This is a genomic window from Paraburkholderia sp. 31.1 (assembly GCF_014397645.1).
In the GTDB taxonomy this organism is placed as follows: domain Bacteria; phylum Pseudomonadota; class Gammaproteobacteria; order Burkholderiales; family Burkholderiaceae; genus Paraburkholderia; species Paraburkholderia tuberum.
Genome location: NZ_VZQN01000051.1, coordinates 1 through 22,325, shown reverse-complemented (window position 1 = coordinate 22,325; position 22,325 = coordinate 1). Strand labels below are relative to the sequence as shown.

Genomic DNA, 22,325 nt, shown 5'->3' with positions numbered 1-22,325 from the left:
GATGTTTGGAAGTCAAATCGTCGTCAAGCGAGGAAGCCGTGACGAGGCGGAGAAGCCGTTCTGGATTTCCTTTGCTGACTTGATGACCGCGCTGATGGTGCTCTTTCTCGTGGTCATGGGGGTGGCATTGCTCGCCGTGACGAAGAATGTAACGGAGAAGGAAACGCGCGAAGAGCAGCATCGCAAGGACATAGAACTTATTCTCGACCGGTTTCAAACTGCTGCGAAGCGGTACAACGGTATCAAGATAGACCGCGACCGGCACGTCATCGATTTTGGCGACCGGGCGCGTTTCGCGTTCGGGAAATCGAATCTGGCGCCCGAGCAGGAAGCGGTGTTGCGCCAGTTCGTTCCCGAAATCCTGACACTGGCGAACGACAACCTTGGCAAGCGCGTACTCAAGCGCGTGGTTGTCGAAGGCTACACGGACAGAACGGGCACATACCTGAGCAACCTTAACCTCAGCCTTCAGCGTAGCGAGCGCGTGTTATGCAGCATGTTTGCGACCGTTGGTGCGAGTCAGCTTCAAGAAGACCAGAAGCAGGACGTGCGAAATCTGTTTCTTGTCGGCGGATATTCATTCAATGACTCGAAGGAGACCGACGAGGAGAGTCGCCGCGTCGAGATGCGTCTCGAGTTCCTGGGTGTTGGCGAAGAGAGACCTTCGGTCCCGGCGCAATCGGGGAACTTCGGCGACTGCGCGCTGCGATGAACGCACTGAACTACCTGGCGTCTTTACTGCAGTCGTCCCTCAGCGAAGAGACGCAACCCATTCGCTCGAACGCTGAAATCGATGCACTTCTCGAAAAGCTGAAAACGCGTGCGAAATCAGGTGGCGGCCGGGAACCCGTGCATGACCACCAGCTGGATGCGGTCCGGCGGTACTGGCATTGCCAGGAAGTGCCCACATTCCGAGATGCATATTTGCTGTCGTTTGGTTTATGCATTCCGCATCGCCCCCAAGGCGAGTGCGTGATGGAGGACCGACCACGCTTGCAGCGCGTCCTCGACAGCGTTGACGGCTACATAGCCAAAACTGCTTCATACAGGCGCTGCTATCAAGGACTCGCAAAGAGCTACTTCACTTATGACGCGGACGCGCCCGAAACAGCGGCCGCCGGAAAGAAGAACTGGCTGACTCTGCGAGACTACCTTCACGACCGTAACCGCGAGATACGCGACAGCAGGCCGAGCCCCGCATGGGTCGACACGGCAATTGAAAATCGGCAGCTTTTCAACGAAGCCCCCTGCAGCCCCTATGTGGGCCAGCTGCTGCGCGGCGACGAATCGCATATCGACCGAATTTGTGAGCAGCTCCAAATCGGAAAGGAGTCGTGGTTTCTGCGCCAGCTCGTTCTGACGCAGGTTGAGGGAGCGACGAAGCTCGATGACGACGAGTTTGTGAGCCTGCTACCTCGCTTGCTCGGTCTGCTGGCCCACAACGAAGTGCTCCGCGACCGGGGAACGATACTGGTCCTTGACCGATACGCCCGGGTCTCCGGTAGCCCGCTACATCCGAGACTTCGCGACCATACTGTTTCCTGGTGGGGCAATCCGTGGCTGCCTTCGAATGCAACACGATGGGGTGGCGTGGCGCCCGCGGCTCGAGCGATGGTCTCCGACTGGTTGAAGCTCGAATTTATCGAGACGTTCTTTACGAAGCTGGCAGAGGATGGGCTCGCCGACCGTCGCCGAATGGAGTTCTGGAAGCGCTATGTCAAATCCATCGACGACATCGAGTTCGCATTAGGCTCGACCGCTCGTAATTCGCGTGAACCGGACCTCGTCGCCCTGCGTAGGAAAATGAAGGGCCTGACTCGCGAACTCGACGCCTCCGGTGCCAACAACGCTTTTATTATGACGATGGGCAAGTTGGTCGCCGTGGAATTCAGTGGCCTCGGAAACGCGTTTTACGGCTATGACGCCAGTCGCTCGCTGCCCTTCAATACGAACCAGACGTTGAAGCTCGGGAAAAACGAACGCAATTCGCTCAAGCAATCGAACCGCATGCTCTGGCTAAAGCATGGGGATGGCATTCATGGCTGGAATCGATGGGAGGATATGTTCGAAGCAACGCTGCGGGAGAGTTTTCAGATTCTTCCCTCAGTCGAGACGTCAGGTGCTTCAGTCAGAACCCAGGCCGCAAACGAACGTGCGAAGCCGACGAGTTTCTTCTCCCCTCGCGAGAACGCTCGCTCGTCGCAAACCCGAACTGAGACGCACGAATCCTACTCACATGTTGCGCTCCGAAGGTTCGCCGCGACATATGGCCTGGAAATCGATGACAGGACATCACTCGGCGGAAATTTGTGGGTCCGAGGAGACGACGGTGATGAGAGCGTTAATCGGATTTTGACGGGGTGGGGCTTCCAGGTGAAGCCGGGCAAGGGTTGGTGGAGATAAGGCAAAACCGTGTTCAAGCTATTCAGGCAAGCAAAAGAGCGAGACGTTGCATCCTGGAATCGGCGCTGGTCTGACAAGGGCGTCGTTCTGACTCGTCGAGTTGAAAAATCCGGCGCTTCCGTCGACGGAACTCTCATACAGGCCTACCTCACGCAACTCGCAGATGACGGTCTGGTCAGCACGGTCGAAGACGGCTTTTTGCTCGACTGGGAGTCGCTGTATGCCACTCTCGAGCGACCCGACTACGCACAGTTGCGTGACGTGCTTCGAATCCCTGCGTTCACCGATACCCGCCCTTCCCTGCGCAGCGTCCACTCATTGGCTGACCGCGAGTTCGCTATTGCGATAGATGGATGGCATGTCGATGGCGGTCGCGAATTCCGCGGCACCATCACCGGACCCATCATGGCGGAGGGCACCGCAGAGGCGCTGATGCGCCCAGCGCAATGGAAGCTTTTCAATGCCGTGGTCGCGTTCTCGCGACGCGCTGATGAGGACCGCTGTGATTTGGGCAACCGCCAGGGTTGGGGACGGATTCGCAAGCTCGCACTCGAAGCGGAAGCACGACTTGATGATTTCCTCTATCGGTCGGTAGTGCTAAGTCCGGAAAAGCTAAACATCGGACTTAGAAGGTCGGCCGACGTGGTAGATGACCATGTGATTGAAATCGAGCCAGGTTTCGAAGGAGCGCCTGACGATTGGCTCGATGCTTTTGACAGAGTGCGGGAAATTCGCGACCGGTATGACATCACCACCCGGGAGGGAATCGTCCAGGTTCTGGTCACGCCGAAAGTAAAGGCTGTGCTTCGCGAAATCAAGCGGTTACCTGGGCGACGCGTGGCAGGCTCACGCGCTCAGGCGTTCCTGCTCAATCCTTATGCCGCGCTGGGCGCCGACGCCAACGATGTCATTGAAGAGTCGCAGTTTGAGCGCGCTCGTGAAGACGCTGGCCTTGATTACGAGCGGTTCGTACCGACGTTCGAGCGTAGCGCCGCAGGCTATCCACTGCGCGTCGGCCTGCTTATCGAAACGGCGTCGGCGAGTGGACCAACGTCCTCGAAGACGCATTGGCTTGACGACGACGAACTTTCCGCGTTCGTCGCTGCCCTCTCCAGGTCCCTGGCGCTTGGCCACCAACTGCTTGCCTGGCACGGCTACGACCTTGCTCTGCAGGGAGATTCGGAGCAGCAACTCAAAGAATTGTCGGCCGCACTGGCGCAACGTCGTACGCCTCCGACGACGGTCTCATACGCTCAGGTCCACGACTTGGGAGGCTACTCTGCGCGCATCGAATCCATTGGCGTGGAAAAGCCATACCACTCGCCGTACATCGCGAAGAGGAACGAAGGTGAGGGATGGTTTCCCGAGAACATCCTGCCCGTCATTGTTTATCAGCCGAAGGACGGTGGCGAGCCGGTGGCCGTGCCCACCAACAAGCTGACCATTGAAAAACTCAAGAACGAGGTAGAGGCGGCCGACGGGAAAGGTGTGGCGCAGCTCGTCGTCCCTTGGCTCAAGGACCCTATTTCGGTGTCCGACGCCAAAGAAATCATCTCAACGTTTGAGAGTGTCTTTTCAGATTTGGAATCGGGCAAGTCGTTTGACCCGGCAAATGTACGCAAACTACCCAACGAACGCGGACCCAAGAAGCAGCTTGTTCTGCGCGCAAACATTCAGGCGCTCGAATACGAAGAACTGCGCCGTGAGGCGCTGCAGGCGGTCCCCGCTTGCCCCAAGCTCCCTCTAAGCATTCGGCCCGGGTTCGCCATGCTGCCGCACCAACAGACGGGCCTCGCCTGGATGCAGCACCTGTTCAGTTTGCAGACCGACTACCAGGTTCGCGGAGCAATCCTCGCGGACGACATGGGCCTCGGCAAGACCTTCCAGTTGCTGGCGCTCATGGCCTGGTTGCTGGAGCAGGAGCCCACCATAAATCCAATGCTGGTGGTTGCACCGGTCTCGCTTCTGGAAAACTGGGCCGAGGAGGCTGACAAGTTCTTTCAGCCTGGCGCATTGCCCCTGTTGACTGCGTATGGCGACAGTCTTGCCGAGTTTCGGGTACCGCGTGGCCAGATAGACCAGCGACTGCAGACCGAGGATGGCCTGGTCAAGTTTTTGAAGCCCAACTGGATTGGCGATGCCAAGGTTGTATTGACGACGTACGAAACATTGCGGGACCTGGAGTTCTCGTTCGCGGCGCAGAAGTGGTCGTTGATGGTTTGCGATGAGGCGCAACGTATCAAGAACCCGGCCGCAATGGTGACCCGGGCTGCCAAGAAGCAGAATGTTGCGTTCAGAATTGCATGTACGGGAACGCCGGTCGAGAACACACTGGCTGATATGTGGTGTCTCTTCGACTACGTCCAGCCGGGCTTGCTGGGTGCCTTGAATGATTTCGGCGAGCGCTACCGGAAGCCGATTGAGGCGAAGACTGACGAAGAAAAGTCTCGCGTCGACGAATTGCGAGCTCGCATCTCACCGCAGATTCTCCGCCGCCTGAAGACCGAGGTCGATACGGGCTTGCCTCCAAAAATCGTCGTCGAAGATTGTCGGCGGCTCTCAATATCCGGCGTTCAGCGCAACCTTTACGCGAAGGCGGTGGATGGCTTCAAACGACGCAAAGAGCCCAACCATACGACGCCATTCAAAAATCATCTCGGGTTGCTGCACTATCTCAGGCTGGTATGTACCGACCCAAGAGCGCATGGTCTGAGCGTGTTCAAGCCGGAGCCATTGGGCGACTATCGCGCGAAATCCCCAAAGCTTGATTGGCTACTCAAGCAGCTTACCGAAATCAGAGCGAACGGCGAAAAGGCAATCCTCTTTTGCGAGTTCCGCGAGATTCAGCGACTTCTGCAGCACTACATCGAAGCCGACCTCGGCTTTCGCCCCGACATTATTAATGGAGACACCAGTGCGTCGTCGAGTCACGTCGCAAGTCGGCAAAAGAGAATCAAGGCCTTTCAGGACGCGCCCGGCTTCGGTGTTCTTGTGCTTTCGCCAGTCGCTGTCGGATTCGGCGTGAACATCCAGGCGGCGAACCACGTAATTCATTACTCGCGCACGTGGAATCCGGCCAAGGAGGACCAGGCTACTGACCGCGCGTACCGCATCAATCAGAAAAAGCCGGTCTACGTCTACTATCCAACTGTTTGCGCGGACGATTTCACGACTTTCGACGTTAAGCTCGACCAGTTGCTTGCTCACAAGAGAGGGCTATCAGAGGACATGCTCAACGGCGCCGGGGACGTGTCGCCGGGCGACTTCAATATCGCAGACGTCGTGCCGCATTCGCAGAGCAACGACCTGGATGAACGAATCACTCTGGATATTGCGCTGCGTATGGGCTGGCAGCATTTCGAGTGCCTTGTTGGCGCGCTTTGGAACAAGCGTGGGTACGACTGCTATCGGACGCCGGGAACGAACGATAACGGCGTCGACGTCGTCGCCATCGACGGCAATCGAGGCCAGCTCATTCAGGCGAAGACCAGCGGAATTGACGGCACGAAACTAGGATGGGACGCCGTCAAGGAGGTCGTCGCGGGCGAAGCGTTCTACCGGCGTCGGCATCCGAGCGTGTCTTTCGAAAAGGTCTGCGTCACAAATCAATTCTTCAATTCACAGGCACAGGAGAATGCGAATTTAAACTTTGTCGAGTTGCTTGACCAGAAGCATCTCGGCGACCTGCTTCAAGCGCATGAAACGACCATGCTCGAGGTCGAAAGGATGTTGTTTGCCGAATGGCAATCGGCCGACTTAACGGATTAAATCGACGAAACGGCCAGAGAGATGATGTTGTCCCAAGCATCCCGGGCAAAGTCGCGGCCCTCGTCGTGCAGTCGTCGGGCCAATATGTATGAGCGACGCTGTGCCATCCACTGACTCGTTGCATGCCGTTGTAGCGGCCGGACGGCATCAGCGATGAGCCCCAGAGATAAATGCGGACGGCCTTCGCAGCAAAATCCACCATTATTTAAGCACGCAAAGTTACTCACGGTTTGAGCAGTGAGTCTGTCACCAGAGGGCGCAGCCGACCAATGAGCGCCTGGATTCTGGTCTCGACGGGAAGCAATCGCGTTCATGCTCACCGAGGATACATATACTTAAATGCAAGGACGCACATACCATCCGCCGCGCGCAATGCCGCCGGATAGTCGGGGCCGCCCCATCCAACGATGGGCTTCGGTGATGTCGTTTCTTGCCGCTCACGCTGGCGAGGTGCTGACCGCCAGGGCGTGAGGGACATCGAGCACTGGGGGGAAGCCGTGAGAAGCTCGACGCGCTGGCGAAGATAGAGGCGCGAGGCGAAAAGTCTGTCGGGCGAGGCCGGCTCCATACCGAAGCGGGGTGGCGGTGGCTGAGTGAAGGCGCATCCCGAGCAAACCTGCAGGGAGGGCTGGGCTCAGCCTCACCACCCGAAGCGAAGAAATATGCATCTGTTTTTTGGCTGAGCCATTCTGGAAAGCAGGCAAGCAACCGCGACATCCGTGGTCCAGCCCTCTGGTCGATGCAGGCAGCAACGGCGCCCCCTTGGCTGGCCCTGAAAGGCTGAACATGGCGGCGAATGGAACCTGACAAGTACCTGTAGTCGCACTCATTGTAAAAGCAGCAGCGCGCAATGTCGGTTCCATCGTGCATACACCGAGTTGCTCGAAACCGGGTGGGCTTTCTGCGTGTGAGTTCATAGCAGCGCTCCAATCGAATCTTGCGGTCGCCATTTCAGCGAGCTCCATTCGCCGCTGAGTCAATCTTCCTGACCGCGACGAAGAAACGATGGGCCAATGCGAGATACGCGCCACCGTGTTGCGACGCATCCACCTGCGCCGATAACTCACGGGCAACGCCGTCGGCCTTCGTGACGCACTCTCGAACGCGCGCTGGTACCGATGACACGTCGATGGCTGCCTTAAGCGCACGCCATTGAGCCAGCAAGGTTCGAATGTGGGCAGTCGCACCCTCTGCGTCGAGGTTGTTGTCGTGTAGGTGTTCCAGCAGAGATGCCACCCGTACAGTGCGATTCGTCAGGATGACGAGACCGGCGTACCACACCTGTTCTGCGAATGGTCCTTCCGGGTTTGTCGAGCCTCCAGGCACCTGCCCGCTTTCTTTGAGCGCGCCGCCGCTGGCCTCGTCGAGCGGCATTGCGGTTTCTCCTGCCGGAGGCATATCACGTGCTGAGGCGGACGAACGACAGAATAATTTCCCTTCCTGGATGTACCGCCTCTTGATGCGGATAAGCACCAGCGAAGCCACGAGTCCACACGCCGGGATGACCAGAAGGGCCGGATTTTCAAGCGCAAAGTTGAGGAGCTCTTTCATGATGGAAAATGCCGGACCGTGCGAACAAAGGCCATGTTGACGCATATCATCGACGAGATTATTTCGGCATTCGATGTCAAGGGCCCTCTCCCAACATCATGCGAGCGACCAATACGTTGGCATCGGAGAAGTGCCGAAGCTGTACGGCATATCCATAGAGCTGAAGCAGCGCGATGGCTACGCTGCACGAACTCGAGTAGCCGCTCACAATGAACGACCACCGAAGCGAGTCCTTCTGGCGGCGTTTCCAGGAAAACTCGAATGGCCCGTGCTTGCTCCTGCGTAAAGACATCGGCGAGTTTGCTCCTCGCTCGGTCCGATAGGTCTGGGTTCATGAAGTCGACGTCGGCGGAGCTCAGACGCAGGACGTGACCGAATTCACCAATATTGGCGGCCAGACGTACCGGCGCGGTGATTGAAATGACGGCAGTCGATACAAGCCGCGGGAGCTTTTCCGCGTCTGACCGCGAGAGTGCGCATACCTGACGCGTTCCATCAGTCGGTGGTCTGTACAGTCGCCCGAGAATGTGCTGCTGCCTCTGCGCCATTTCGTTCCTCAATCGCCATGTACCGTGACTTCATGCGATGAGGCAGGAGCGGGCACGAACAGGTCGTGTCCGGCTCTCGCGCCGATAACTGCCAGCCGGCCAAGGTCGGCGATACGAATCAGCCCGCCGCGCGTGGCGCCGTCAGGAAGCCGTTTAGCGCCAACCAGTTCGATGCCAGGCAGCAAGCGAGAAAGCGCCGAAGACTTGGTACCCATGGCTCGGGCCAGGTCCGCGAGCGGGACATAGCGTTGCCGGAATTCCAGCAACTGGTGCGGCAGCACGACGTGGCAAGGCTGACCACGTCGCTGAATCAGCTCCGACGCGAGCAGTCCTTTGTCCGCCCAGTTCTGGATGGATTCCCACTTCCACCCGGTCGCTTTGGCCAACTGCTGAATTGACATGCCGGCCTCGAGCAGCGGTGTGCCGAAATACTGCGACACATCCGACCTCAGGAAGGCCATTTCGCCCGGTGTCCGACCACGCGCGACGGCTTTGACCTTGCCGCTCGCGATGGCTAGCATCAGCGATTCGATAGCCTTGTGCTCCCCCATACGCCGGCAGGTTAGCGCCGCCCATGTGCACGTTGCACCGTCAATGACCGCAGCGTGTTGGGACAACCGTCCCACGCACTCATGTAAATCGAGGACGGATTGGCGGTTGACCGGACCGCCCTTCATCAGGTCTTCGCGCCAGCGAATATCTGACTGGATTACGCAGGCCGCTTTCATGCGCTCAAGCACCACGGGTGTAACGCCCGCCAGTTCGCAGGCGACGACGTCGGAAATCCACCCGGCACGTTGTCTCTGGATGCGCTCAACCTCGCCGCACGGAATTTCGAACAACTGGCCACGCGTGCCGGTGCGTCGTGCGCGGTGCTCACACTCGCCCGCGGCAATGGAGTCGTGAAGACGTGAGACGCTAACGCCGATAGCCTTTGCCGCATCCGGCGCGCGCATGTATCCACTCGCATCCTCAGCAATTCCTTTGGCTGAATCCAAGCCAAGGACACAGTCGGATTTCCGGGCCGCGACGTCGATAATGATTTCGAGCAACGGCTCGAGCGCCGTGCCCTGGCAGGCCTTTCGAAGACTAACGTACCAGTCGCCGAGCAACGTGTTCAGCGTACCCGCGTCTTTGCGGCCGGAGGCAATGCGCTGCTCGACGTGATTGCAGAAACCCGTTGGCCAGTCAGAGAGCAAGGATTCAAGCGGCGAGAGAAATTCGACCGCTTCGGTAACGAATTTTGGCAAGGCCGCGCCGCGCGGCAAACCTGGGCGCGTCGGGTCTGCGTATTGGCACAACGTTCGGACGACCTTCACCAGCACATTGATGTCCACGCCGCGTACAGGCGGCTTCACGCTGCCCGACTGCTGTCCGTTACTCGCAATCAGCGTCGACAGCCAATGCTGCGCCCGTGTCGCCGGCACACGGGGCAGGTTGCTCAGGTCGTGGCCGCACGAACACAAACCAATGTAGAGCCGCTCCGGCGACAGGTGCTTGCCACAGGCGTCACATTGGTCGACCAGCAGGAATCGATGATGCGCACATGCCGTGACATACGCATGTCCCCAGTGCTGTCGCAGGTGCGGCGATTCAGCTAGACACGCCGGGCACACAGCGTCAGATTGCCCGCGGTGCAGACGTCCCCAACCCTGACAGAAATTTTCCTGTTGCAGGGTAAATTCGGTCCACGCCAGTTCAAGGTCGAGGTTACGGGCCACATCGTCTGTGCGTGTAAGCAAGGCGCGACGATTACGCTCGACACCCGCCGTAATCGCGAGGTCGCGCCAGTTGAAAAGTGCATTGTCTGCGGCAAGGCGTCGGTAGTAACCCATTCCGGACTCGTCGTCCTTGGGCGCGTAGGTAAGAACGAGGCTCATTGTTTACCTCCTGATTTTTTGCGAACTGGCACTGACGATGCGTTACTGGTCAGCACATGAACGTACGCCTGCTTCAGCGCCGCCGGTTCCACACCCGAGCCGTCGATGCCAGCATCCTCGAAAGACAGCCTGTGAGGTGACCCGCCGTGGTTGACGGATTTAATCGCCTTCTGGCAGTCCGCATATGTAACTGCGCGCGGCGCTTCATTTCGCATGACGCGGGCCAGCTCCCGCATGAAGTCAGCGAGCAGCCCAATCAGGCCACCAGTGAGTAAATAGCATTGCTGCGTCAGCACGCGCGTAGGAACGTCAATGGGATAGCCCGCCGCCGAAAACAGGCGAGCGTAATTTACGACGCACGAGGCGTAGGCGGTCATCTGGTCAGCGTCGGTTGCGTCGTACGGCAGAAAGTTTAGTGCGGGACAAGCGCGGTTACGCAGTTGCTCATTTGCCGAAAAGAGCCGCTCAAGTTTCGGAATTCCGAAGAGAATCAGCGTCATGCTGAGTGTGTCCGAAAGACTCTTGAGCCAGTCACTTGCTGCGCGCGGAGGCACCCGTGCCCCGTCATCGACGAGGTGCGAAATCTCGTCGAAAATCACTACTCTTGTGCCGGCCAGGCGCAGCTGCGTCACCATCATGTCGAACATCGCGCCCGCCGTCATGCTGCCGGGGACCTGAATGCCCAAAGCCCGGAGCACGCTTTTAGGAAGAGTTTTCGCCGTTGCGCCTGGAGGCACCTCGACAACGAGTACGGGCACATGGCGCCGTCCGTCGATGCGTTTCCCGGGGTAATCACGAGAAAGACTGGCGATGAGCGATGATTTGCCCGCCCGGCTCGGGCCAGGAACGCGAACGATTTTAGGCGCAAACCCGGCGAGGGTGTCATCGATGCGCTGTTTGAGTGTATCAAGGTGCTCCATGAACATCGGATGCGGAAGCTCGCAAGTCTCGATGTCCCGGCGCAGTTGTTGAGCTGGCGTCACAGCAGTTTTTCTCCAGTGGTTCTGTTCACAATGTTCATCAAAGGTGCGTCGTCGTACGAGATGTCTTCGGACTGAAGGCCTCCGGTCGGCGACGATGGATTGGTCGAAGGCGCGGGCCCGAACGGCGCCGCCGCTGAAAGCGGTCGGTCGATGGCCCGCTGGACCGCCGAGTTGTCTTTGGCGCGGCGCACGGTTTCCTTGTTTTCCTCCCGCTTGCCGCGGGTCTTGCGCTTGCTGGCTTTCGTGCTTCCGGTGACCGCCTCGTCCATGTCCTGCTCGAACTGGCGCTTTTCGTCCGGAGTTGTCCAGTCCTTCATGCCCGAATCGAGTCGGGCCTTGGCTTCCGCAAAGGTCCACGCAGGCGTGTCGTCCCGGACGTGTTCGTGTGTTAGCGTGACAAGCGGAAAGTCATCGCCCTCGTACACGTACACTTGGCGAAAATCGTCGGGGTTGTAGACCATGTGGAGTTGCGCATGGTCGCCATACTTGTCGAGCAGGTACGACTTGGCATCGCCGCCGTATCTGAATCCATGCTCAAGCGAGATACCCGTCTTCGCGCTCAACACGCACGGCTTGTGTTCGAAAAGCGCAGCCATCCATTCGCGTCGCGGCGGCGGCATGGTGATGGGCTGTCCCAATCCTTCGGTCTGGTATGTCAGACGCTCACGCGGCGTCTTTCCCTTTACCGAATCGACGAGCATTTCGTCCCAGCGCAGCCGGTCGAGCGGGCTGTTGACCCAGTCCTCATACAGCCACCTGACAATCCACTTCTCGAGCGCATCGATGGTCATCAACTCGTCGCCCAGCGCCTCCGGGTCACGCACCCCATCTTTTCCTTCAAAGCGTGTGCATCCCGGGAGACGTTGCAGTGCTTCCTTGAGCGACCGGTTCAGGCGCTCGATGAATGGCTTGCCTTGTGCTTCCTTAGCTTTGCAATGCTTGACGTCCATTCCTAACCGCTCAAGGCGGACGATTCGTCCGCCCTTGGTCTCCGGGCCATTGTCGAAGATGACCTGTGCAGGCGTGCCATAAACATTCAGCGCATGAGCAATGCCGAGTTCCTTAAAACGGGCAGCCTTGGCAGGCGTCAGGTACATTTCGAGGCACAACAGAGAGTCCATTTCGCGCGGCGAACCAATGACCAGTCGCCATCCCACCGGATACCCTGTACAGACATCAATTGCGAGGACCAGATAGATGGTCCGGGCGGTGCCATGGGGGGTGATTACAACGAATGGCAGGTGCACAGCATCCTGCTCAACACGGGCGAATGGGAACGCCGCACGGATACGATTCTTTGCGAATGATTTGCCGGCGACCCGCTTGAGGGGGTCCATCCGGTCGTAGTCGGCATCGGGGGTCAGCTCACCAATCCTGGCGCACACGAACTTGCGGCTGATTGAGTGCGTGGCAACATGCAGGCCAATGCGACGAGCTTTACGGTTGATGTAATTCGTCAGGTCGAGGACAGTCCACCTGGATTCCGTGACCAGAAACCGGTCCTTGATAACCTCGTGGACGAATTCGACAAGCTCTACTGAATACCTGGCCGTTGCATTGCCTTTATTTTCATCGCCCTTGAGAACCGGCAGGCCGAGCTGTTGATTATTGCGAGCCCTGTACAGGGTGGCGCGCGACGGAAGCGGTCGGACCAGCAGTCGACCCACCCGCTCCTTTGCATAGGCATCGCGAGCGAGCGGAATGGCCGCATTAAATGAAAGACCGCGTTGCTCACAGATTTCATCAATGCGCCGTAGAACATAGGTAAGGAGGCGGATTTGGTCGTGCAATTCTGGATTGTCGTACTGGGCGGCAATGCTGACGCGCGGCATTCCTTTCCGATGCAGGACCAAAGCGCCCTCCGAAATCCGGGCGCGGATGTCGTCGTAGTCGACATACTGGTCCGCACGCTTTTCTGCGTCGAAGAGATGGATGGAGCCAGCATGCAGGCGAGTATCCAGCACCTCAAAGTAGCTTTCAGGTTTGCCGGGCAGCGCCAGCTTGTCTCCGGCGCGCAGGTCGGCCATCATGGCCGCAGCTCCTCAATCAGACAGAGATGGCTCAGGTCGCCATACGCGGCCGAGAGTTGAAGCGTGGCACAAATATGGTGATGCACGAGGTCTGCCTGCAACACACCCGTGGCGAGTAGCGGAGGAATCAGACCCGTCGGAATCTGAAGGTCTGCGCATAGCGCGCGCTGCAGCACGGGGCCCGATTCGCAGTAGCTTTCGACCCGGTTGATGATGTTTGGCGTTAGGTAATCGCGGGCGCGCATTGCCGCAGGCTTCAACAATTGCGCGTTGACGACGACCGGATGTCGTTCATTCCTGGGCACAACTACCGTCGATAGCGGATAGCAGTAAGCCTCCATAATTTCGCGGGCCCGCTCGACCTTGGCCCAGTACCGGTCGTCGCCTTCAAAGCCCTGAAGCTTGACCTCGTATGCGCGCTGCAGGCCGTCGGCCTGAACGGTTGAAAAGTCCGGCGTGTACTCGACCTCGCCGGCGCGACCGCCACGCAACCTACGCGCTTCCGACAGTTCTTCGGGCGTGAACAGGAGGCGTTCGCCAACCAGGTCGACGGTGAACGGTTGCTGCCTGAAAGAGCGCACGCGCGGGTCGACGCACAGCATGTGCGCTACCAGGCGCTCCGCGTCCGAGTCGACGGTAATGTGCCCGTCGGCCTTTTCCGCATAGGTGCCAATGCGGGCCTTACCGTACGTCCGCGCCGTGGGTCGAACGCCGGCGTTCGCAACGCTCCTGCGACTGCGGACGCCATAGGACGGTGCGCTTCTCATTTCGCGCCTCCGACCGGAGCCTGCAACCGGCAGCGCGTCTGGCTGATGGCTTGGGAAGCAATTGCGCCCCATCGGGAGGGCGAAGGGTGTTGTAACGTTTTTGTTAGCATTCTGTTCTCGTAAAAAATGACTTGCTGAGAACGTGTAGTGCTGCCGGTCTAGCGACCGGTCGTATACGACCGAAATTAATCGTGAGAAAATCCCGGCAGTGAAAGAGCGGAGGCTCGAATGAGACCGAGGAAGATTGGTGGAAGAACAGCCGAATAAGCTTAGCGGGCTGCAACGCGAGCCGTACGGGCAGTGGGAAGAAGAAGCGAAGGGGCTGATAGAGGAAGAGATGATGCGGCGCGGCATCCGCTACAAACAGCTTTCCCGGATGCTGGAGCGGTTGGGTGTCTACGAATCGCCCGACCAGCTGAACCGCAAAATTAATCGGAAGCGGTTCTCGGCAGCCTTCCTCATAGCCTGCCTGCGCGCCATGAGGGTGGACACCATCGCGCTCTACCAGTTCAATCAGGAGCAGAACAAGGAGGTGTAGGTGACTGGTTGCCCCCCTCGCCGAATTCGCTCGCAGCCAGACCTGTCCCATCGCCGCTCCCGCTGTACCCTCTCATAAAATGGGGGCCTGACCTGGCGGGCGGTCGTCGCGACTAATAAAGGCGCATTTCTGGTACTGCGTGCCGGCATTGCACCGGCCTCGATTTACCAACGTATGCGATGGCGGGGGGATTTTCAAGCTGCCAAATCTGTCCGGCAGTGAACACATCAACGCCGCTGAGCATAAGCGTACCCGCTCGGCCGAGCATTTCCCTTAGATTCTGTTTACTGCTGCATAACACTTCCTGCCGATAACATCGAGGCTCAGCATCAGTTGCTGGCCATGTTGGTCGACAGGAGTTTGGAGTTGAAACTTGAACGAGATGCAGGTCATCCTAACGCCCGCCGAGCGGCTCCATTACCGAGACTTGTTGAGGAGCGCGCGCTACGAGACGCTTGCGGACGCGGAGGGGTTTGAATCGATTTGCTTTGCGATTGAGCGCTTGGGTATGCGGCTGCACGGTCAGGTCGCGGCGATGGGAATCTACCGACCAGCTCTCAGAATTCTCGCCAACGAGTCAACAATTTTTAGCGAGCTACCAGCACAGTTTCCGCAGCTTTTTATGCCGTTTGATGCGCTGTTCGAGGCAATTCGTCGGGCACGTAACGACGCGATGCACACGGGTGTTTACGCTCGCAGCATCACGCATAAGGCGAACGAGCTTTGCCTCGGCTTGGAGGACGCACTTATGGCAAACGGACGCATGGACGACGAGGCAATCGTCGCCCACTTTATGGTTCGCTCTCCCATCGTGGTTGAGGGATGGCAGCCCGTGGCGCAAGCACGCCAGCTAATGCTTACCTATTCAATTTCGTACCTTCCCTGGTGGAGCGGCGAGAAATGGACGCTGCTTTCCGAAACGAGTGTCCTCCGGTACCTCCGGTCTGCACGAACGCCGAATGAACGCGTCGGCTTTCCGGCAAGGCAACTGCATACGGCGGAACTGGACCTTATCGATGCAGTGACCGTCGCGCCCGACACAAAAATCAGCGAGTTGCTATCGATGCTCCCGGCAGACAATGCGTCGAAGCTCTGGCTGGTCGTCGACAGCGCCATTCCAGAGCGACTGTTGGGAGTTTTCACCCCCTTCGACTTGTTATAAGACGGTTGAAACCATCATGCGGTAGCCGTGTGGCTGGCGTGACTGAGCGAGTCTAATGCACCCGTGCGACCTGACGACCGGCTGGACTTAATTGCACTACTCGAACATTGCTTCGATTGCGTCGGCAAATATTCGGACACGTTCTTCTTCCAAACGCTGGATTTCGAGCGTCCTTTCGTTGATAGCTCGAAGTGCATCCTTGGCCGCGGCACAAGCACGCGCCGAAGGAAGTGGAACGGCAAGTCCACCAAGGTCAGAAAGTCGGATGTTACGGACCGTACTTCCGGTGACGATTTGTCGGAGACGCTCTGCTCCAGTCCGACTTTTGAAGAAGAGGTACAGTGCTTCGGCGTAAACTGATGATTTCGGACGCAATATGAGGCAGGAGTTCGGCACAGATACAGGACCACCGTAGGCGGCCTGCACGAACCCCATGGCACCGACCGCCCCCTTCGCCACCATGACTATGTCGCCAGGTTGAAGGTCGGCAGCTGTATCAGGAGTCTTCTTACGTTCCGTCTCGCAAGTCTGGTCTTGCGTTATTTCGATAAATCGAACATACGGGGACGCGCGGAGTATGCTTTCGGTGCTCAGGCTTGCGCCCAATCTAACGGAGCCCATTGATATTGAGGATGGGCGAATAATCTGCGCGAGGTCACGCAGTGACGCGCCATTGTCGGCCGGTTCCTCCCCAGACGATGAGCCTGTGAGTATCATGCGTGGGAGAAGCGAGCCATTTCGCGTAACTTCTTCGCTGGTCAGTCTACGACTGGTATCCGCATTCTCGACGCGGCCGTCGATGCCATCGAAAATGCTGCGGGTGAGAGTGCGGCTAGACTCAACCTCAATTCTCCGACCCCGTCCCCTGGTGCCCGCAGTCGGACGCTCAGGCAGAGTCATCACGAACACGGATGCGTCGGCAGATGGCTCTCCAGAGAGTCGGAGAATCAGCACAGAATACTGGTGGGTTGCAAGCGGCGTCACGCCACTGGGAAGCTCGAGTACCGCTTCTACACGACCCGATGAGAGAAGCTCGTTCCGAAAATCAGCCGCCTTTCCAGTGCGATAGAGCATGGAACTCGGAACAAGCGCAATTAGCCGTTTGATACTGGAACCGACGGCCGAAATAACCCCGCGTAGGTCTTCACTGGCTGCATAAGGAAGCTGTTTTGCATGCGCACCACCCGAAACGCCGGCAATGAGTGGAAACGTCGCTATTGCGACATCGTTACTAGCATCCGCTTTAGGGACACGCTCGAACGGCAAAAATCCATTGGACTTAACGCCAACCACGTCTTCCGCCCCCCCGATGACGGTCCAGGTGGCGGCACGGGTGATTGCGACACATAGCGCCGGAATGTCAGACCCGGAGCAATACTGTTCGACCGACACGCCAGCGCCGTTCAATCGAGATGTCACAAGGCAAAGCGGGTCCTGCAGGACAACAGCCCGCGTATGCGCCCCCTCTATAACAAGGTCTGTCAGGAGCTGCGCAATATCCGGCGTCAGCGACGCCTCCCCACGGCGTCTCGCCGTGTCCGAAACCGAAACCCAATCAAGAATTTCAGAAAGTCGCGGCGTCGCCTGTTCCAGTAGCGCCCGCAAGTCCGCCTGGAGGACGGGCACCGCATTCGACCTGGGCAAATCGCCCCTTTGCGTGCCAGCGAGCATCGACAATGCAGCCTGATAGGCATCAGGAACGCCGTGGTCGCGCAGGGTCACCACCAAGTCCCTGAATTCGTCGGTCGGGTTCAAGGGACGATTCATCTAGTTGCGCTCCATCTGCGCGCTTCTGACCGACCCTTCGGGGTATGGACGGGTATCGAACGTAACGTGAAAATCTAGCTTCACCGGCGGCAAGTTCGCCGGGTGCAGCGCCAGGCCCGTAACGATAGCAACGAAAGCCGACCGCCGGGATTGGCGCGACTTGGGTGCAATTGACTCTTCTTCTCGCGTCAGATGTTTCATTTTCTCGTGACCTAGAGTTTCGACCAGCAAATCATGACATGATTTTCTGATGAGTGACAAGCATCTATTCACCTGTACGGAAAGCGGAAGAGCCGGGCCAAGCTGATGTCCAGCTGAATGAAAACGTGTTGTTGAGATGAGTCGCCCAACGCGCTTTGGCTTCCGAGGCCGTGAGCCCGCGCTTCGGCGAAGCACTCAAGAACATGAGGACCGCACGCAACCATCATCGTCGATGGCTTCCCGCTCTCGACCGAAGTTTTCGTGGAGAACACGATGGCGTTTTGCCCGGGAGAACAGCGGTTCAACGATACGCTAGGCGCGAATATCTGCTTAGGCTAACGGTCAATTCAGACGCGCATCCGTCGATGAAAATCTTCCACAAACCAGATGACGAGAAGCGCTCGGTCGTGATTGTGCCGCCGACAGAGTATGAGGGTCGAGTTGGCGGACGCTGCTAGCTAGATTCATTGACCGTACAATCCTGCGAGCAGCCTGGAGCACGCGCCATTCCCTTACCCCGCCGCCGCACCGTCAATTCTGGGGACGTGAATCCTTTTCTCCCGCCCCCGAGCGTGCCCGCAACGTCTCGTCGAGTTGCCCTGGTCCAAGAAGGATGTCCATTAACCCCTCACGCACCCGTTCAGAACCAAGCGCCTGCGTACTCATTGCACTATGAGCATCAAGCGCGTCCATGATGGCGTCCATCACCGCCACCTTTAGGTCCGGCGAGTTGGCAAACTGCGCCTTACTGTTGCTCGCGGCCTGCTGCAACATTCTCGGGTTCTCGAGCAGCTTGCCTTTAATAGCACCATTGACGTACACAAGCTGGTCGTCATCGGAGAGTTCACCCTCAAACAGGCCGTTGACCTTCTGGATGATTTCGTTGAGGAGCGCCTGCTGCTTCTCCTGGACCGAGCCACTGCCAACCGCGTCCATCGGCGCAAGCTTGTACGTCTCGTCCTGTTTCAGGTTTAGCGATTGCTTGCCAGTGTTTTTAAGAGTGTGGTGAGTCAACACCACCTTCGACAGGTCGACCGTATCGCGTTCGAGGCCAAATTCCAGCAGCGGTAAAAGCCGTTTGTAGAAAAGAAAGCGCTTCTCGATACCGGTATTGCCGTAGTTGAAAATCTGCGACAGGAACGCATAGAGGCGCACGAATACGCCCATGTCATTCCTAAACAGCACCAGCGCCTCAAGCGTGTCGCTCGTCGCCGGCGCGGCCTTATTATCGTGCTGCGCTTCGGCAGCCGCCAATACCTGCTGCGTTGCCTTGTAGCGTTTGAGCAAACGGTCAGCCACGGGCGCGATGGCCGTGCTCAGTTGCGCCTGCGTTCCCTTCGGGTCCAGCTCGACCGATGCCACCCGGTCCACTTCGAAATCATCGTAGTGCCCGCTTGCGTCAAGCTTGGCACGCAGGTCGTATAAGGCCGTGTTCACTGGGTCCTTCAACTTCACGAAGGCAGCGCAGCAGCGGAACGCCGAGGACGGCATGCTTGTTCGCGGCGACGAGGCGCTGACGAAGGCATATCTTGCGAACTGGGATAAGCGCTACAGCGTTTTTAGCCGATATCAATAACCCCGCGCGCAACCGCTTTGCTACGCATGGTGGTTGCGTTGCTCGTTTTCCTCTCGCTGACTGAGCCACACGACGCCAGCACGATTGAGTTCCGGCGTCGCGGATGCGACCTTTCGAGCCGGCAAGCCGAGAAGGAGGCGCTAGGGGCTTAGTCGCCGGAACGTCAGCTCGCCCCTCTGGTTAATCCGACGGCGATGCGGCGACTACGGTATAGCGAAGCTGCATCAGGTCGTCATGAGCGTATGCCCTGTCGGCGTGCCGGACACGATGATGTTCGCGCTTACTCCGAACCCGAACAGATATGTCGCATGCCTCTCCGATGTCCCCGGCAGTGAACTCATAAGTCCATGCGTTCGAATCGGTCCAGCCGCTATCAGCTGTCTGATGTAGCGTTTTGAACTGATATTCTAAGGGTTCATCTTTCGGGTCAATTGCTAGAGCTACGAGGTCGATACGTTGCCCAACTTCAACCGTCTTTCCCGTTATACGAGGGTGTGACCGCAAGTTCACATCAAAGGCTATCGTCGTGCCCAAATTGTCTTGCACAGACAACATTTGCGCGTACGGACTATCGTCTGCCAAAAGCGTGTTTTGCGGATTTATGGATTGATTTAACTCCAAAACTTGCTGGATGACCGGCTTGAATTGGGCGCAGATTGCGGAAAGGAGGCGATTGATTTCCGAATCCTCTTCACTTCCGCCGGGCAAGAAGTTGACCGTTTCGGTCCACACATCGACGGGCGGTCGTTTGTCCCGGGAAGTGCGATACGTTGCCGAGATTTTTGCAGACGCGGCGTCGTTGAAATCGCAATTGACGGTCATTTTCAACCGAGCGAACTCGTTGATTCCGTCTTCGCGCGGAACGGTGGCTTGCAGTTCACCGCCCCAATAGTAGTTGTCGACCTGTGCGCCCACTCCGATGAAATTCGCATTCGTGAGGGCGTCCTTAAGTTGATTAACCATAGGTCGAAGTTTTTCCCGTACGCGCTCACCGGTTTCGTTCACACGTTGCTGGTGCTCATTGCTAGCCGCCTGCGCGGCTTCCATTTGATACTTGGGTACGGCAAGAACCGGTGCAAGCTCGGACAGGTCGAGTTCCGAGACGTCGGGGTTATGGACGGGCGGGGCTAACCAGATATCAAGCTCGCGTGCAAAGGCAGCCATACTTGGCCTTTCACTCGCGACGTGTTTTGTTGCTGCCTCCAGAATTGCGTTAAGTAACACTGCACGAGCGTCGGACACATATGAACTCGCGCGCAAAGCTTCGATTGACGTCGACAAAGTCCCGGGAAGTGGGAAGTGTTGTCCAGTGACTAGGACCCACAACGTTTTTGCAAGGGAGTACACGTCGGCAGGCGCTCCGTCCGCGTCAGGCGCGTCGTTCAGCATCTCTGGTGCCATGTAAAAAACCGGGCCGATGCGTTCGCCTTCCAGCGTCAGTGATTCCTTACCCTCGAAGTCTGCGAGACCGAAGTCGCCTGCCGTCCATTTGCCTTCGTACTTGAACAAATTGTCGGGCTTGATGTCCCGATGGGTGACTTCGAGTGCATGCATCTCGGTCAGTAGATGCGCGATGTCCCGAACGCTGGTGACGACCTCCACAAGAGTGGGCGCGTCTCCCAAAGCATCCATCATGGGTTGGGCTAGCTGCATAGCGAACCACGCCGGGCGTTCATCTGAGGGATTGTCAGGCACCTCGTAATCGATTACAGGGATGCAACCAAGATGCTCGCACTTTTGCATCGCAACGATTTCATCGCGAAACCGAGCGACGCGCCGGGGTTGGTCACCTTTTGTCAAAATTTTGACGGCGGCTGTTTGGCCACCATTCGTGGCCAGGACTACCTTGCCGTTTCCACCCCTTCCCAAGTTCTTGCCTAGTTGCCAATTGCCTACCTTGGTAAGCGGCTTCCGTTTCGATGACATTGCCGTTTGGTCCTCTACTGTGGTTGATGATGCAACGAACCCGCGTGTCCTGGGAGTTTGATGTCGGCGGGAGCGGAATATATGATACGTTTTAAACTGGTTTGATACTGCGCTCGTCCTACTCCGACGTAATTAATTGGACGTTCTCTGCCCGAAATCGCATATCGCCTGCGGCGACACGGTAGCTGCGTAGCTGTATTTCGTGATACATCAGAACGAAAACGGCGACTTCTTATTAGCCACGTATGGGGGGCGCTGAGCGCGATAGGTGGCATTGATTTTATAAAGGTTAGGGATGTCCTACGCCGACGCAATTCGTCCGGTTCGCAACAGGATGCGAAAGTTTTCGTATGCCTCTGTACTCAGGCAACTATCCGCACATATTCAGCGGGCGGACGCTCTGACTGGCGAGAAGAGAGTCCGCCAGATGCCGTGGATTGCGGAGCGGCTTGCAGCATGGGTCCTGCGCGATAGGCCCTCGATGTACTCATCCGTGCCAATGTCTCCTGACGATAGCCAAGCATGTATGAACCTCGCATGGACGCAGATGGATACGGGGGTGACGTGGATGCGCCACGGCAATTCCCTTGAACCTTTCGATACGCATGATGCTGCTGTCTCAGTTGCCGCATCAGTTGCCGCATGGAAAAGGGGCGTTCGCTCGCCAGGTAGACCTGCTTCGACGTATCGGCTCAAACGCGAAGCTGCATCGCGAGTTGAAACGAGCACTAGGAATGTCGCCGGAAGAATATTTGCGCATCGCGGTTTTCTTTTGGAGTTTAGCTGACGAGCGCATTGAAGCTGTGTTTTCCCAGAAGTACCTGCGGGCGCTGACTCTAGCTTTTGGGCAGGAAGCTATTGCAGCGTTTCTGCGAACCATTATCGTGCCGCATGAAAGGCTCGCAGCACTATCGGCAGAGCACATAGTTGAAGATGAATGGTTCCAGCCAAATCTCCTGTATCGCTCGCCTTTTGTTGCCCATCGTGGCGAGCGCTTCTATTGGGGGCGAGCTTGCCTTCAGAGAAACATTGAATTCGCTTTCAGTGACGTTGTAGCGCGGTCTGAGAACGATGCAGTGCGTCGCACCTTCGAAGACGCCCCCCCGCGTCACAATGGTTGTCGCCTGGATAAAATTGGAATCTGGGGGCGATAAAGAGAGAACAAGTTGGCGCGTTACGGAAAGACATTCAAGGACAGAGCGGTGGCGCGGTTGCTGCCGCCGGA

Annotated in this window: 13 protein-coding genes and 1 pseudogene; 6 read left to right on the top strand and 8 right to left on the bottom strand. The window is 57.8% G+C overall.

The features are described 5' to 3' along the window. Position 1 precedes the first annotated feature (1 nt). From F6X37_RS30290 to F6X37_RS37710, 3 genes are read left to right on the top strand one after another with little or no spacing between them, the layout of a single operon-like run. Complete coding sequence (locus tag F6X37_RS30290; protein ID WP_187613855.1) at positions 2–712, top strand: flagellar motor protein MotB; 711 nt, start codon at positions 2–4, stop codon at positions 710–712. After that, positions 709–2,403: an EH signature domain-containing protein gene (locus tag F6X37_RS30285; RefSeq protein WP_187613854.1), complete on the top strand. Its 1,695-nt coding sequence runs from the start codon at positions 709–711 to the stop codon at positions 2,401–2,403. Before F6X37_RS30290 ends, F6X37_RS30285 begins: the two co-directional genes overlap by 4 nt. A 9-nt stretch (positions 2,404–2,412) precedes the next feature. Next, the gene (locus tag F6X37_RS37710; protein WP_187613853.1) at positions 2,413–6,171 is read left to right on the top strand and encodes an SNF2-related protein; all 3,759 of its coding nucleotides are present in this window, start codon (positions 2,413–2,415) and stop codon (positions 6,169–6,171) included. Between the two features lie 951 nt (positions 6,172–7,122). Here F6X37_RS37710 and F6X37_RS30275 read toward each other — a convergent pair. From F6X37_RS30275 to F6X37_RS30255, 5 genes are all read right to left on the bottom strand, one after another. Then, positions 7,123–7,722, bottom strand: coding sequence for a hypothetical protein (locus F6X37_RS30275; protein WP_187613852.1), 600 nt, complete (start codon positions 7,720–7,722; stop codon positions 7,123–7,125). Between the two features lie 556 nt (positions 7,723–8,278). Then, entirely contained in the window at positions 8,279–10,150 is a 1,872-nt protein-coding gene (locus F6X37_RS30270) for a TniQ family protein (RefSeq protein WP_187613851.1), read from the bottom strand. Further along, positions 10,147–11,133 carry a TniB family NTP-binding protein gene (locus F6X37_RS30265; protein WP_316252010.1) on the bottom strand — a complete coding sequence of 329 codons (987 nt, stop codon included), beginning with the start codon at positions 11,131–11,133 and terminating at the stop codon, positions 10,147–10,149. The genes F6X37_RS30270 and F6X37_RS30265 overlap by 4 nt, the downstream gene beginning before the upstream one ends. After that, a complete protein-coding gene (locus tag F6X37_RS30260; protein WP_187613850.1) occupies positions 11,130–13,163 on the bottom strand; it encodes an integrase catalytic domain-containing protein in 2,034 nt (677 codons plus the stop codon). The genes F6X37_RS30265 and F6X37_RS30260 overlap by 4 nt, the downstream gene beginning before the upstream one ends. Beyond that, complete coding sequence (locus F6X37_RS30255; protein WP_187613849.1) at positions 13,160–13,930, bottom strand: hypothetical protein; 771 nt, start codon at positions 13,928–13,930, stop codon at positions 13,160–13,162. Before F6X37_RS30255 ends, F6X37_RS30260 begins: the two co-directional genes overlap by 4 nt. A gap of 247 nt (positions 13,931–14,177) precedes the next feature. Here F6X37_RS30255 and F6X37_RS30250 point away from each other — a divergent pair, with 247 nt between their 5' ends. After that, positions 14,178–14,468: a DUF6471 domain-containing protein gene (locus F6X37_RS30250; protein WP_187613848.1), complete on the top strand. Its 291-nt coding sequence runs from the start codon at positions 14,178–14,180 to the stop codon at positions 14,466–14,468. Positions 14,469–14,841: 373 nt separating this feature from the next. Then, the gene (locus F6X37_RS30245; protein ID WP_187613847.1) at positions 14,842–15,630 is read left to right on the top strand and encodes a hypothetical protein; all 789 of its coding nucleotides are present in this window, start codon (positions 14,842–14,844) and stop codon (positions 15,628–15,630) included. Between the two features lie 96 nt (positions 15,631–15,726). Here the strand turns inward: F6X37_RS30245 and F6X37_RS30240 are convergent, their stop codons facing one another. The 3 genes and pseudogenes from F6X37_RS30240 to F6X37_RS30230 form a co-directional block, all read right to left on the bottom strand. Then, complete coding sequence (locus F6X37_RS30240) at positions 15,727–17,397, bottom strand: restriction endonuclease subunit S (protein ID WP_187613846.1); 1,671 nt, start codon at positions 17,395–17,397, stop codon at positions 15,727–15,729. Positions 17,398–18,129: 732 nt separating this feature from the next. After that, positions 18,130–19,023, bottom strand: a pseudogene (locus F6X37_RS30235) (type I restriction endonuclease subunit R); the annotation flags it as partial. A gap of 331 nt (positions 19,024–19,354) precedes the next feature. After that, positions 19,355–21,100 carry a serine/threonine protein kinase gene (locus F6X37_RS30230; protein WP_187613845.1) on the bottom strand — a complete coding sequence of 582 codons (1,746 nt, stop codon included), beginning with the start codon at positions 21,098–21,100 and terminating at the stop codon, positions 19,355–19,357. A gap of 587 nt (positions 21,101–21,687) precedes the next feature. Between F6X37_RS30230 and F6X37_RS30225 the strand changes: the two genes are divergently transcribed. After that, positions 21,688–22,254, top strand: a complete 567-nt coding sequence (locus tag F6X37_RS30225) for a hypothetical protein (protein ID WP_187613844.1) — start codon at positions 21,688–21,690, stop codon at positions 22,252–22,254. Positions 22,255–22,325 lie beyond the last annotated feature (71 nt).